Origin of the sequence: Actinoplanes missouriensis 431 (genome assembly GCF_000284295.1) — a bacterium.
In the GTDB taxonomy this organism is placed as follows: domain Bacteria; phylum Actinomycetota; class Actinomycetes; order Mycobacteriales; family Micromonosporaceae; genus Actinoplanes; species Actinoplanes missouriensis.
The window spans coordinates 3,855,400-3,869,144 of record NC_017093.1 but is presented as its reverse complement, the minus strand read 5'-3'; the positions used below and the strand labels follow the sequence as shown (position 1 = coordinate 3,869,144).

The window sequence follows — 13,745 nt, the reverse complement described above, 5'->3', positions numbered from 1 at the left end:
GTTTGCTGTGAATCACACAGTGGACGCAAGCGCAATGTTTAGAGTGGTTAAGCCCTCGGCCTATTAGTACCGGTCAACTCAACACGTTACCGTGCTTACATCTCCGGCCTATCAACCCAGTAGTCTCCTGGGAGCCTTACCCACTCAAGGTGGTGGGATACCTCATCTCGAAGCAGGCTTCCCGCTTAGATGCTTTCAGCGGTTATCCCTTCCGAACGTAGCCAACCAGCCGTGCCCTTGGCAGAACAACTGGCACACCAGAGGTTCGTCCGTCCCGGTCCTCTCGTACTAGGGACAGCCCTTCTCAAGTATCCAACGCGCACGGCGGATAGGGACCGAACTGTCTCACGACGTTCTAAACCCAGCTCGCGTACCGCTTTAATGGGCGAACAGCCCAACCCTTGGGACCTGCTACAGCCCCAGGATGCGACGAGCCGACATCGAGGTGCCAAACCATCCCGTCGATATGGACTCTTGGGGAAGATCAGCCTGTTATCCCCGGGGTACCTTTTATCCGTTGAGCGACACCGCTTCCACACGCAAGTGCCGGATCACTAGTCCCGACTTTCGTCCCTGCTCGACCCGTCAGTCTCACAGTCAAGCTCCCTTATGCACTTACACTCAACACCTGATTGCCAACCAGGCTGAGGGAACCTTTGGGCGCCTCCGTTACCCTTTAGGAGGCAACCGCCCCAGTTAAACTACCCACCAGACACTGTCCCTCGACCCGATCAGGGCCGCAAGTTAGATACCCAAACCCAACAGAGTGGTATTTCAACAATGCCTCCACCCGAACTGGCGTCCGAGCTTCACCGGCTCCCACCTATCCTACACAATTAAATTCGGATACCAATGTCAAGCTATAGTAAAGGTCCCGGGGTCTTTCCGTCCTGCCGCGCGTAACGAGCATCTTTACTCGTACTGCAATTTCGCCGGGCCTGTGGTTGAGACAGTGGGGAAGTCGTTACGCCATTCGTGCAGGTCGGAACTTACCCGACAAGGAATTTCGCTACCTTAGGATGGTTATAGTTACCACCGCCGTTTACTGGCGCTTAAGTTCTCCGCTTCGCCCTCACGGGCTAACAGGTCCCCTTAACGTTCCAGCACCGGGCAGGCGTCAGTCCATATACATCGTCTTACGACTTCGCATGGACCTGTGTTTTTAGTAAACAGTCGCTTCCCCCTGCTCTCTGCGGCCATACCACGCTCCACCCGCAAGGGGCTTCACGCGTCCGGCCCCCCTTCTCCCTAAGTTACGGGGGCAATTTGCCGAGTTCCTTAACCACAGTTCACCCGTCGCCTCGGTATTCTCTACCTGACCACCTGTGTCGGTTTAGGGTACGGGCCGCTCGAAGCTCGCTAGAGGCTTTTCTCGGCAGCATAGGATCAATGACTTCACCAGAACGGCTCGGCATCACGTCTCAGCCCATGTGCACCGCGGATTTGCCTACGGTACGGCCTACACGCTTACCCCGGCACAACCACCGGCCGGGCTCATCTACCTTCCTGCGTCACCCCATCGCTCAACTACTACCCACGAGGGTCCCGGACTCCACCAACGCAGACCGAAGTCCTTGCCGGCTTTGCGCGGTTAGCATCATGAGGTTCGTCGTTGGCGCTTCTACGCGGGTACGGGAATATCAACCCGTTATCCATCGACTACGCCTCTCGGCCTCGCCTTAGGCCCCGACTCACCCAGGGCGGATTAGCCTGCCCCTGGAACCCTTGGTCATCCGGCGGAAGGGGTTCTCACCCTTCATTCGCTACTCATGCCTGCATTCTCACTCGTGTAGCGTCCACGGCTGGATCACTCCGCCGCTTCACCCGCAACACGACGCTCCCCTACCCATCCACACACCTGCACACCAAGACGAATCTTGGAGCGAAGTTAATGTGTGAATGCCACAGCTTCGGCGGTGTGCTTGAGCCCCGCTACATTGTCGGCGCGGAACCACTTGACCAGTGAGCTATTACGCACTCTTTAAAGGGTGGCTGCTTCTAAGCCAACCTCCTGGTTGTCCATGCGATCCCACATCCTTTTCCACTTAGCACACGCTTAGGGGCCTTAGCTGGCGATCTGGGCTGTTTCCCTCTCGACTACGAAGCTTATCCCCCGCAGTCTCACTGCCGCGCTCTCACTTACCGGCATTCGGAGTTTGGCTGATTTCAGTAAGCTTGTGGGCCCCCTAGACCATCCAGTGCTCTACCTCCGGCAAGAAACACGCGACGCTGCACCTAAATGCATTTCGGGGAGAACCAGCTATCACGGAGTTTGATTGGCCTTTCACCCCTAACCACAGGTCATCCCCCAACTTTTCAACGTTGGTGGGTTCGGTCCTCCACGTAGTCTTACCCACGCTTCAACCTGCCCATGGCTAGATCACCCCGCTTCGGGTCTAGAACATGCGACTAAAAACGCCCTATTCAGACTCGCTTTCGCTACGGCTACCCCACACGGGTTAACCTCGCCACATGCCACTAACTCGCAGGCTCATTCTTCAAAAGGCACGCCGTCACCCCTAAAGGCTCCGACGGATTGTAGGCGAACGGTTTCAGGTACTATTTCACTCCCCTCCCGGGGTACTTTTCACCATTCCCTCACGGTACTTGTCCGCTATCGGTCACCAGGAAGTATTCAGCCTTACCAGGTGGTCCTGGCAGATTCACAGCAGATTCTAGGAGTCCGCTGCTACTCGGGAACACTGCAAAGAGGTCATAGATTTTCGCTTACGGGGCTCTCACCCTCTACGGCCGGCTTTCCCACACCGTTCAACTAACCTATAACTTTGTAACTCTTTAGATGCGTGTCAGCACATCAAAGCAGGTCCCACAACCCCGAAAACGCAACCCCTGACAGGTATGACACGAATTCGGTTTAGGCTACGTCCGCTTTCGCTCGCCACTACTCACGGAATCACGGTTGTTTTCTCTTCCTACGGGTACTGAGATGTTTCACTTCCCCGCGTTCCCCTCACACACCCTATGAATTCAGGTGCGGATGACACGACATGACTCGTGCCAGGTTTCCCCATTCGGACACCCTGGGATCACAGCTAGGTTGGCAGCTCCCCCAGGCCTATCGCGGCCTCCCACGTCCTTCATCGGCTCCTGGTGCCAAGGCATCCACCGTTCGCCCTTGACAACTTAACCACAGAAAACAAGATGCTCGCGTCCACTGTGCAATTCTCAACCAACGACCAACCCACAACCATCAAGGCGCACCACCAGCAAAGCCCTCAGGCAATCGGTATGGAGCGCCAGGTCATGCCTGGCATTGAAAAACAACCACCGGCCCAGCCGGCAAGGTTGTTCTTTCAGATACCCAACAGGGTGCTTATCGCTTCCACCAGCCGCACCCGAGCTCGTTCCTGCACGCAAAGCGTGTGTACTAGAGGATTCAGGCCGTTGCCGGCTTCAGCTAACCAGTGTCTCCGCCTATGAGCACCCCACCACCACATTCGGGCGGTACGGGCTACTGCTTACCTTTCGGTAAGAGTTGCTCCTTAGAAAGGAGGTGATCCAGCCGCACCTTCCGGTACGGCTACCTTGTTACGACTTCGTCCCAATCGCCAGCCCCACCTTCGACGGCTCCCTCCCTTACGGGTTAGGCCACCGGCTTCGGGTGTTGCCGACTTTCGTGACGTGACGGGCGGTGTGTACAAGGCCCGGGAACGTATTCACCGCAGCGTTGCTGATCTGCGATTACTAGCGACTCCGACTTCACGGGGTCGAGTTGCAGACCCCGATCCGAACTGAGACCGGCTTTTTGGGATTCGCTCCACCTCACGGTATCGCAGCCCTTTGTACCGGCCATTGTAGCATGCGTGAAGCCCTGGACATAAGGGGCATGATGACTTGACGTCATCCCCACCTTCCTCCGAGTTGACCCCGGCAGTCTCCCATGAGTCCCCAACTGAATGCTGGCAACATGGGACGAGGGTTGCGCTCGTTGCGGGACTTAACCCAACATCTCACGACACGAGCTGACGACAGCCATGCACCACCTGTCACCGGCCCCGAAGGACCCCACATCTCTGCGAGTTTTCCGGCGATGTCAAACCCAGGTAAGGTTCTTCGCGTTGCATCGAATTAATCCGCATGCTCCGCCGCTTGTGCGGGCCCCCGTCAATTCCTTTGAGTTTTAGCCTTGCGGCCGTACTCCCCAGGCGGGGCGCTTAATGCGTTAGCTGCGGCGCAGAAACCCGGAGAGGGTCCCCACACCTAGCGCCCAACGTTTACAGCGTGGACTACCAGGGTATCTAATCCTGTTCGCTCCCCACGCTTTCGCTCCTCAGCGTCAGTATCGGCCCAGAGACCCGCCTTCGCCACCGGTGTTCCTCCTGATATCTGCGCATTTCACCGCTACACCAGGAATTCCAGTCTCCCCTACCGAACTCTAGCCTGCCCGTATCGAATGCAAGCTCGGAGTTGAGCCCCGAGATTTCACATTCGACGCGACAAGCCGCCTACGAGCTCTTTACGCCCAATAAATCCGGACAACGCTCGCGCCCTACGTCTTACCGCGGCTGCTGGCACGTAGTTGGCCGGCGCTTCTTCTGCAGGTACCGTCACTTGCGCTTCGTCCCTGCTGAAAGAGGTTTACAACCCGAAGGCCGTCATCCCTCACGCGGCGTCGCTGCATCAGGCTTCCGCCCATTGTGCAATATTCCCCACTGCTGCCTCCCGTAGGAGTCTGGGCCGTGTCTCAGTCCCAGTGTGGCCGGTCGCCCTCTCAGGCCGGCTACCCGTCGTCGCCTTGGTAGGCCATTACCCCACCAACAAGCTGATAGGCCGCGAGTCCATCCCGAACCGAAAAACTTTCCACACGCACCCCATGCGAAGGCGTGTCGTATTCGGTATTAGCCCCCGTTTCCGAGGGTTATCCCAAAGTTCGGGGCAGGTTACTCACGTGTTACTCACCCGTTCGCCGCTCGAGTACCCCGAAGGGCCTTTCCGCTCGACTTGCATGTGTTAAGCACGCCGCCAGCGTTCGTCCTGAGCCAGGATCAAACTCTCCAACAAAATCTGTGGAAAATCTGATTCCCAGCAACATGATATGTTGCCAAAGGAATCTCCAACCCATCCGAAGACAGGCCGGGGTATTGCCATAATTGGCACTGGCTTATCAAGCACCCTGTTGAGTTCTCAAAGAACAACCGCACACCATTACTTCGCGCTGTTCGCGCTCCGCTCCGGGGCACTTGCTCAACTTTACTGCTTCGTTTTCCGCCCCGTCAAATCCGCCTGTTTGCAAACTGCACAGCCGACGAATTCAACAATGCGAAAACCGACCCACGGAACATTACACGACGTTGGGTCGTGATCAAGTCCTTGGGTTCCTCCAGGACGGCCGCTCCGGGCCTCTTTCGAGTCCCGCTCGCTCGCCCGTCTCCCTGGCGGCTCGGACAACATTACAAGGGCTCCGGCGCAACGCCAAATCGGGGTGGCCGCGACCCGTGTCACAGGGTCGTCGCGGGAAAACGCTAAACCGCGTATAACCAGGGCCATGCGCACTGACGAGCTCGCCGAGATGATCCAGGAGGTGCCGGGTACCGAGGTGTCCTACGGCCCCGGCCTGGTCACGGTCCACGTGCCGGCGATCGGCGACACCGTCCGCCTCGCTTTCCGCGACGTCCTCGACGCCGAATGGGTCCACGTGCCCACCGGCGCCCCGGCCGTCCAGGTCGACCTCCGCCGCAAGCACGAGTCGATCCCGCTCATCATCACGGTCGACGACGTCGTGTTCATCCCGGCCTACGCCGACGACCTCGTGCACCCCGAGGACGAGCTGCTGGTCCCCGCGATGCCGAACCTCATCTCGTACGCCGAGATGCACCGCGACGTGAGAGCGCTCGGCAAGGCGATCGACGATCCGGATGTCGAGCTGGAGGCCGAGATCCTGGCGGCCACGCTGCTGGCACACCGCTGTTTCCTGGCGGGCGCCATGCGCGTGGGCCTCTGGCCGGTCCGGGTGGCAGCGTGGTGGGAGTACACGTCAGCCCGCTCCGCCCAGTCCATCCGGATGGCCCGCTTCCGCGATGATCCCCGGTGGGACGCCCTCATGGCCGACGTGACGGAGGCAAGGCGCCAGTCCGCCCCGGCCGAGCTCTGACTCCCGCCAGACCCGCGCCCGATCTTGGCAACTCCTGCCCCAACCGCCGCGTTTGCCAAGATCCGGGAAGGACGGCGACGGGACGCCGGGGCCGGCGGCGGGATGCGCCGGCGGAAGGGGCGTCAGGTGTCCGCGGCAGCGGGACGGTTCCGGTGCGGTTGGGGACGGTGTCGCGCGTACCCCGGAAAAAGAAACCGGGCGGGAGATGACCCCCGCCCGGCTCCGGACTACTTACTCTTCGCCCTCGAAGGCGTCGCCGATCTCGTCGAAGACCTCGCCGGCGACGTAGCCCGCGGCCAGACCGCCCGCGACGCCCATCGCCATGCCGCCCATGCCGCCGCCGTGGTGGCCGCGACGGTAGTGACCGTGGTGACCGGGACCCTGGCGGTAGTGGCCGTGGTGACCCGGACCGTGCCCATAACCGGGCTGGCCGTAACCGGGCGGCGGGTAACCCGGCGCACCGTAGGCGGGCTGACCATAACCGGGCTGACCATAACCAGGCTGGCCATAACCCGGCTGACCATGGCCGGGCTGACCGAAACCGCCCCCCGCGCCGAAGCCCGGCATCGACTTGCGCTTGTCGAGGGCCTGGCGGACCCAGCCGTCGACGACGGCGCGCCAGTCGGTGGTGTCGGCGTCCTGGTGCTGGACCGTGTAGCGGCCGTAGGTGTCGTGGCCCTGGGTGAAGAGGCCGCCGCGCTTGTCGAACTCGAGGACGACCTCGACGGAGTGCGGGCTGGTGACGAACGTCAGCTCGACCTCGTTGATGCCGTGCGCGTACTGCTGGGGCGGGTAGAACTCGATCTCCTGGTAGAACGGGAGCGTCTGGTGCACGCCGTAGATCTGGCCGTGCTCCAGGTCGGCGGACTTGAAGCGGAAGCCGAGCTGGGAGAATGCGTCCAGGATCTTCTGCTGGATGGGCAGCGGGTGCACGTGCACCGCGTCCAGGTCGCCCTTGTCGACGGCGCGGGCGATGGCGACCTCGGTGCGGACACCCATCACCATGCCGCGCAGGGTCTGGCCGTAGACCGTGGTGATCGGCGTCTCCCACGGCATGTCGATCTGGAACGGGATGGAGAGCTGCTGGCCGGCCGCGAGGCGCATCGGGCCGCTCACGGTGAGCCGGTGGAAGTCGGCGACCGCCGAGTAGTCACCGCCGCCGCCCTCGACCTCCATGCGGGTGACCAGGCCGAGCGTGATGTGCTCGATGTCGGCATCCTGAGTGCCGCCGACGACGTTGACCTGACCGGTCAGGGGCGCGCCGGGGTAGGTGCTGGGGTTGGACAGCACGGTGTCCACGCTCGGCCCGCCAACACCGAGGGCGCCCAGCAACTTCTTGAAGACCACGTTCAACTCCCGCTTCGACAGAGCCCCGACAACCGGGCAGCTCGGAAATCCAGCTTGATCGGAAAAGTAGCAATGGAGGCTGAAGAAACCCTGAAAGACCTGAACAGCCACGGTACGGCTAGGGTGCAACGTCATGGAGCGTGTCGCCGTGTTTCCCCTGGCCGAGGTACTCGTGCCGCATCAGCCCGCCGACCCTGCGGTGATCGTCAGCGGGACGCCGACCACGGGATCAGTTTCGGTCACCGGGATCACCGGCGTCGAGGTCGGCGTCTGGGAGATGAGTTCCGGATCGGTCCGCGACGTCGAGGCGGAGGAAGTTTTCCTGCTGCTTGCCGGGCATGGCGTGATCGAGCTGGCGGACGGCGCCAGGTTCGCGATCAAAGCGGGTGACCTGGTGCGGCTCGCCGCCGGTACGAAGACCGTCTGGCACGTCGACGAGCCGCTGCGCAAGGTCTACATCACGGGCGCCTGAGGATCACCGGGACTTGAGGCCGATCGCGCCGTACATCGACACCTCGGCGGCCGCCGGGCGGTCCTCGGAGTCGGGCCGCCACTCGCTGATCGCCACCGCGCCCGGATCGACCAGCTCCAGGCCGTCGAAGAAGCTCCCGAACGTGTCCTTGTCGCGCGGCCAGGCGTCGACGTGCCCGGCGGCCAGCATCTGGTCGTAGACCGCGGCGACGTGCGGCGGCACGAAATCCTTGGTGGAGTTCGTCGCCACCAGGTAACTGCCGGGCGCCGCCGCGTCGACCAGCTCGCGGACCACGGCCCGGGCCTTGTCGTCGTCCGGGATGAAGTGCAGGACGGCGATCAGCAGGATCGCCACCGGCCGGCTGAGGTCGAGCGTGTCGCGCAGCTCGTCGGCGGCGAGGATCGCGCCCGGGTCGTTCAGATCGCCGTGCACGAACGTCGTGGTGCCGCCGGTCATCAGGGCGCGGGCGTGCGCGAGCACCATCGGGTCGTTGTCGACGTAGACCACCCGGCTCGCCGGGTCGATCGACTGGGCCACCTCATGGGTGTTGTCCGGCGCGGGCAGGCCGGTACCGATGTCCAGGAACTGCCGGATCCCGGCCTCGCCGGCGAGGTAGCGGATGGCCCGGTTGTGGAAGGCGCGGCCCTGCTGGGCGGCGGTGCGCACCGCCGGGTACGCCGCGGCTATCCGGTCGCCGGACTCCCGGTCGACCTGGAAGTGGTCCTTGCCCCCGAGCCAGTAGTTCCATCGCCGGGCCGGAGAGACGGTCTGGTCGTCGACGCTCGGGTTCATGGACGGCATTCTATCGAGATCCATCGCCGCCATGGGGTCCACATCGGACATTGAAAGCCCTTCGCCTTCCGGCTTATCCTGCGTCGTGGCCACGCAAGCACCGCCCTACCGACCGGTCCTGCCCGGCTTCCCGCCGGACGACACGGCGCACGGTAACGGCGGTTCCGCGATCGCCGTGACGATGCGGTACGCACCGCTGGCGTTCCTGCTCGGCATGTTCGTCCCGGTCCTGGAGATCGACGGGCAGCCGGTGCCGGCGAGCTGGGGCCGGGTCGTCACGTCGGTGGCGCTCGGCCAGCACCACGTGCACGTCCACGTGCCCTATCTGATGCCGTCCCGGATCGGCGCTGCGGAGACCACGGTGCTCGCGGTCTCCGGGCGCACGGTCGAGCTGGAGTACCGTGCGCCCCTGCTGTCGTTCCTGCACGGCAACCTGGGTGTGCCGCCGCAGCGTTATCCGGGGCTGGTCGCCGCGGTGGCCCTGCTGGTGCTCGCGGTGACGCTGCTGGGCTGCGGCTGCCTAGGGATCATCCTGTCAGCGCTGTCCTGAGGACAAACGCTGGTATCGCTGCGCCACCACCCGCGGCTGCTCCACGATCCGACCGGCCGCCACGTTCCCCGCCAGCCGCAGATACTGCGCGTGTGTCCAGGTCAGCGGCGTGGCCGAGGTGGTCGGCGTGCCGGCCGGCCGATAGGGCGGCTGCCGGTCCCACACCTGCTCGGGCAGCACCAGCGACGGCCCGGCCGCCCGCGCCATCAGCCGCAGCTGCTGCCGCGCCTCCCGCAGCGAGCCGGCCGCTATCGCGTACTCACCGCGCTCCCCGTTCAGCAGCGGCCACAATCGGCCACGGGTGATCCGCGAGTCGGCCGGCAGCGGGTAGTCCCACTGGCTGCCGTCGGCCTTCTCGCCATAGCCGTCGAAGGAGGCCCGGTACCAGTACAGCCCACCCCGGACCGGCACCCCGAGCTGCTCGTCCACCACGGCGAGGCTGTCCGCGAACACCGGGTCGCCGGCCGGCAGCACGCCGAGCCGGACCAGCTCCAGGAAGCCGGGATCGACCACCCGGCGCTGATCGACACCGGACGGGCCGCTGTCGCCGATGTCGTAGGTGGTGCCCCGGTCCGGCTGGCCGTCCTTGGTCAGCCGCAGGAAGTAGGGCTTGTCCGAGTAGGGTCCGGTGCTGGTGACCGTCCACGCCTTCACGTTCTTCTGCCACGCGTCGGCGGTGGCCTCGTAGCGCGCGGCGCTCGCCGTGTCGCCGTGTGCCCGCGCCATCGACGCCGCGCACACCAGACCGGCGATCGACGCGGCGATGGTGGCCGGCGAATATCCGGACTGGTTCTCCCAGCGGTCCTGCGGACTGTTCGGCGCCTGGTCATAACCGGTCAGGAAATCGGCGGCCCTCTTCACGCCGGGCCACGCCGAGGCGCGGTTCAGCTGATACGCCAGCACGATCGGCAGCGCCACCTCGTCGAGCTGCAGCCCCTCCCACACCGGGGTTCCGTCGAGCCGTGAGTTCTGCGGGAACGACCCGTCGGGCTTCTGCTGCACCCCGAAGAGATAGTCGACGGCACGCTCGGCGCCGGCGCGATCGCCGGCCGCGAGCAGTCCGGTGGCGATCTGGTAGAGGTCACGCGCCCAGACCAGGTGGTAGGGCCCGGACGGATCGTCGCGCCCGAACGCCCACGGCGCGGCCGGCGCGGCGATGTAGGCGCCTCGATGCGTCTTGTCCTCGCTGGCCGCCAGGATCATCGCGGACACCCGCCAGAGCCGCCGATCAGCAACGGACGGCGGGCGGCTCAGCGTCCGCAGATAACTCCCCCATCCCCGCGCATAAGACCGATCAACACCGGCAAAACCCCGATGGAGTACGGCCGAAGCGTCCCGAAGCGCCGACGATCCGAACCCGAGTGCCAGCGTGGACTCCGGCGCCACGGCAGCGGTCTGCACCAGGTTGCCCGCCGACGCGGACGCGTACCGCCAGTCCATCCGCCCGTCGGCCAGGTCGGTCCAGCCGTCACTGGTCCCGGCGAAGCCGTTCGACGTCGCGGTGAACCCGGGCTTCGCGACGAGCGCGCTGGTCACCGGCCCGTCCGTGGCGATCAAGGCGTTGCCCTCGGTGCGGCCGGAATCGCCACCACGACTGTTGTTCAGCGCCGGGTCGTAGATCGTGTAGAGCCGGTGCCCGTGCCCGCTCAGCCGCACCCTCACCAGCAGCACCGCGGCGTCGGGGTCGACCGTGTAGTCGGCGACGAGCCGCCACCGGCCGGCCGGGTCCTCCCACGTCTGCCGGTAGGAGAGGCTGCGGTCGCTGGTCAGTTCCGTGGACGGCTGCGGCATCCGGGCGACGCCGGACGGGCCGGTCACCTGGAACTGCAGGGCGCGGGCGCTGGGCGTACCCAGATCGGGGTAGAAGATCTCCCCGATGCCGCCGCCGCGCTGCAGGGTGACCCACACCTTGCTGCGTGTCCCGGTCGCCGTCAGGAGGCCGGCCTTGTCGGCCGGCAGATACTGCTGGTCCGTGCCCGGCGCGCCGGGCGCCGGACCGGCGGGCTCCGAGGGAGCCGCCTGCGTGGGCCGGGCACCGACGGGGTCCAGGCCGATGATCACCGCGAGCAACGCGGTCGCCACTTTCCGGTACGCCATGACGAGCGCTCTACCCCTCAGGGGCGGGCTTGAAGCTCGTCGTGCAGCGCTCGCATCAATTCGGCACTCGTGAATGGCTTCTCGAGCAGGTGGACGTCCGCCGACAGGGTGCCGTGCGTGGTCAGCACCGGCTGGGCATAACCGGACATGAAGAGGACCTTCGTTCCCGGCGAGCTGCGGTGCACCGCGCTCGCCAGGTCCCGTCCCAGCATCCCCGGCATGATCACGTCGGTGAGCAGCACGTCGACGGTGTTCTCCGCGGCCAGCCGCAACGCCTCCTCGCCGCTGCCCGCGACCAGCACCGTGTAGCCGCCGCGCCGCAGGATCCGGCTGGTCACCTCGCGCAGCGCCGCCTCGTCCTCCACCACCAGGACCACCGCGCCGTGCCCGCTCAGCTCCTCGGCCGTTTCCTCCGGGGACGCCTCGCGGGCCTCCATGTCGGTGGCCGGCAGCAGGATTGTGAACGTGGTCCCGATCCCGGACTCGGAGTAGATCCGCACGGTGCCGCCGGCCTGCGTGATGATGCCGTAGACGGTGGCCAGCCCCAGGCCGGTGCCCTGCCCGCTGGGCTTGGTCGTGAAGAACGGCTCGAACGCCTTGTCGATCACCTCGCGCGGCATGCCGGTGCCGGTGTCCGAGACGCGCAGGCGCACATAGCTGCCGATCCTCAGGTCGAGCCGGGCGGCGTACTCGGCGTCCACCTGCACCGGAGCGGTGTCGATGGTGAGCCGGCCGCCGGTGGGCATCGCGTCGCGGGCGTTGACGGCCAGGTTGACCAGCACCTGTTCCAGCTGACCGGGATCGGCCATCACCGACGGGAGTCCGGCCGTGGTGCGCACGGTCAGCGCGATGTGCTCGCCCAGCGACCGTTCCAGCATCTGGTGCACCTCGGTGACCACGACGTTCAGGTTCAGCGGGCGGGGACGGATCACCTCGCGGCGCGCGAAGGCGAGCAGCTGGTGGGTGAGGTCGCTGCCCCGCCGGGCGGCCCGGGCGATCTGCTCGGCGTCGGCCGCCGACGGCGTACCGGTGGCGTCCTCGACGATGAACGAGGCGTAGTTGAGGATCACCGCGAGCAGGTTGTTGAAGTCGTGGGCGATGCCGCCGGCCAGCTGGCCGAGGCTCTCCAGGCGCTGGGCCTGCTGCATCCGGGCCTCCAGGCGCTGCCGCTCGGCCTCCTCGCGCAGCCGCCGCCTCTCCTGTTCGGCGGCGAGCCGCTCGGTGATGTCCCGGACCACCACGACGATCACCACGCCGCTGTCGGTGTGCAGCGAGCTGCAGGCGAGGTCGACGGGCAGCTCCGCCCCGCCCCGGCGCAGCGCCCGCCGGGTGGCCCAGCGCTGGTCGCCGTACTCGGCGGGAGTGTCGCCGGCGCGTTCGGTGTCCAGCGGCGTGCTGTCGCTGCCGGTACGCAGGACGGCCGAGACCGGTGGCAACCCGTCCGGCAGCAGCAGCGGCAGCGGCATGTGCAGCAGGTCGTAGCGGGGATGGTCGAAGAGCCGCTCCGCCTCCGCGTTGACCAGCACCACCTCGCCGGACTCGGCGACGCCGAGCATCGCGTCCGGCGCCGCGTCGAGGATCGCCTGCACCCGGGCCTCGGCCCGCTCCCGGTCGCTGATGTCCCGGGTGATCGTCGTCGTGCCGATCATGTTGCCGCGCTCGTCGAGCAGCGGCGAGATCAGCGTGGAGACCGAGATCTGCTCGTTCTTCGCGGTGAGCCGGGTGCTGCGGTACCTGTCGACCCGCCCGCCGAGCCGGACCAGCATCCGGATCTGCTCCTCGTCGCTGCGCCGCTCGTCCGGGATGATCACGTCGACGGTCCGGCCGATCATGTCAGCGGCAGGGTGCCCGTAGAGCATCTCGGCGCCGGGATTCCAGGAGAGCACCACGCCGTCCAGGTCGGTCGTGACGATCGCGTCGTGTGACGACTGCACGACCGAGGCGAGAAGCGCCCTGGTCCGGGCCGCCTCCCGTTGCGCCGTGTCGTCGCGGAGCACCGACGTCACGTACGTCTCGTCTCCGGCCGGGGTGACCGCGGAGAGGGAGATCTCGACGGGGAAGACGCTGCCGTCGCGGCGCAGGCCGCGCAGCGGCAGCCGGCGCAGCGGAGGATGATCACCGGCCAGGTACGCCGATCGCCGTGCCGGATGCCGGGACCGGGCGTCCTCGGGAACCAGGTCGTCGACGGCACGGCCGACGAGCTCACCGGCGGGATAGCCGAACATGTCGTGCGCCCGGCGGTTGGCCAGCGTGATCGTGCCGTCCGAGCGGCTGACGACGATCGCGTCCGGGGCGGTGTCGAGCAGGAGCCCCGGGATCTCGCGGAACTCCACCGTTCCCTCCCCTCCTAAAAATACCTTTTTACGGATATTCCG

The 13,745-nt window shown here is 65.4% G+C and carries 7 protein-coding genes and 2 rRNA genes; 3 read left to right on the top strand and 6 right to left on the bottom strand.

The genetic code is table 11. The features are described 5' to 3' along the window. Nucleotides 1–43: 43 nt before the first annotated feature. Together AMIS_RS18175 and AMIS_RS18170 are read right to left on the bottom strand one after the other, a co-directional pair. A 23S ribosomal RNA gene (locus tag AMIS_RS18175) occupies nt 44–3,150 on the bottom strand. A gap of 357 nt (nt 3,151–3,507) precedes the next feature. After that, nucleotides 3,508–5,022 (bottom strand): 16S ribosomal RNA (locus tag AMIS_RS18170). The 16S and 23S rRNA genes sit together here, the layout of an rRNA operon. Nucleotides 5,023–5,506: 484 nt before the next feature. On the opposite strand from AMIS_RS18170, the gene AMIS_RS18165 reads away from it, so the two are divergent. After that, nucleotides 5,507–6,112 carry a hypothetical protein gene (locus AMIS_RS18165; RefSeq protein ID WP_014443808.1) on the top strand — a complete coding sequence of 202 codons (606 nt, stop codon included), beginning with the start codon at nt 5,507–5,509 and terminating at the stop codon, nt 6,110–6,112. Nucleotides 6,113–6,343: 231 nt separating this feature from the next. On the opposite strand, the gene AMIS_RS18160 is transcribed toward AMIS_RS18165, so the two are convergent. Continuing rightward, nucleotides 6,344–7,459 carry a sporulation protein gene (locus AMIS_RS18160; RefSeq protein ID WP_014443807.1) on the bottom strand — a complete coding sequence of 372 codons (1,116 nt, stop codon included), beginning with the start codon at nt 7,457–7,459 and terminating at the stop codon, nt 6,344–6,346. Nucleotides 7,460–7,592: 133 nt separating this feature from the next. Here AMIS_RS18160 and AMIS_RS18155 point away from each other — a divergent pair, with 133 nt between their 5' ends. Then, nucleotides 7,593–7,931: a cupin domain-containing protein gene (locus AMIS_RS18155; RefSeq protein WP_014443806.1), complete on the top strand. Its 339-nt coding sequence runs from the start codon at nt 7,593–7,595 to the stop codon at nt 7,929–7,931. A 3-nt stretch (nt 7,932–7,934) separates the two neighbouring features. Here the strand turns inward: AMIS_RS18155 and AMIS_RS18150 are convergent, their stop codons facing one another. Next, nucleotides 7,935–8,723: an SAM-dependent methyltransferase gene (locus tag AMIS_RS18150; protein ID WP_041830994.1), complete on the bottom strand. Its 789-nt coding sequence runs from the start codon at nt 8,721–8,723 to the stop codon at nt 7,935–7,937. A gap of 85 nt (nt 8,724–8,808) precedes the next feature. On the opposite strand from AMIS_RS18150, the gene AMIS_RS18145 reads away from it, so the two are divergent. Beyond that, on the top strand, nt 8,809–9,273 hold the full coding sequence (locus tag AMIS_RS18145) for a hypothetical protein (RefSeq protein ID WP_014443804.1): 465 nt from the start codon (nt 8,809–8,811) through the stop codon (nt 9,271–9,273). Here AMIS_RS18145 and AMIS_RS18140 read toward each other — a convergent pair. After that, nucleotides 9,259–11,370 carry a glycoside hydrolase family 15 protein gene (locus AMIS_RS18140; RefSeq protein ID WP_014443803.1) on the bottom strand — a complete coding sequence of 704 codons (2,112 nt, stop codon included), beginning with the start codon at nt 11,368–11,370 and terminating at the stop codon, nt 9,259–9,261. The genes AMIS_RS18145 and AMIS_RS18140 overlap by 15 nt on opposite strands. A 17-nt stretch (nt 11,371–11,387) precedes the next feature. Beyond that, nucleotides 11,388–13,703: a PAS domain S-box protein gene (locus AMIS_RS18135; protein ID WP_014443802.1), complete on the bottom strand. Its 2,316-nt coding sequence runs from the start codon at nt 13,701–13,703 to the stop codon at nt 11,388–11,390. Between the last annotated feature and the right edge of the window lie 42 nt (nt 13,704–13,745).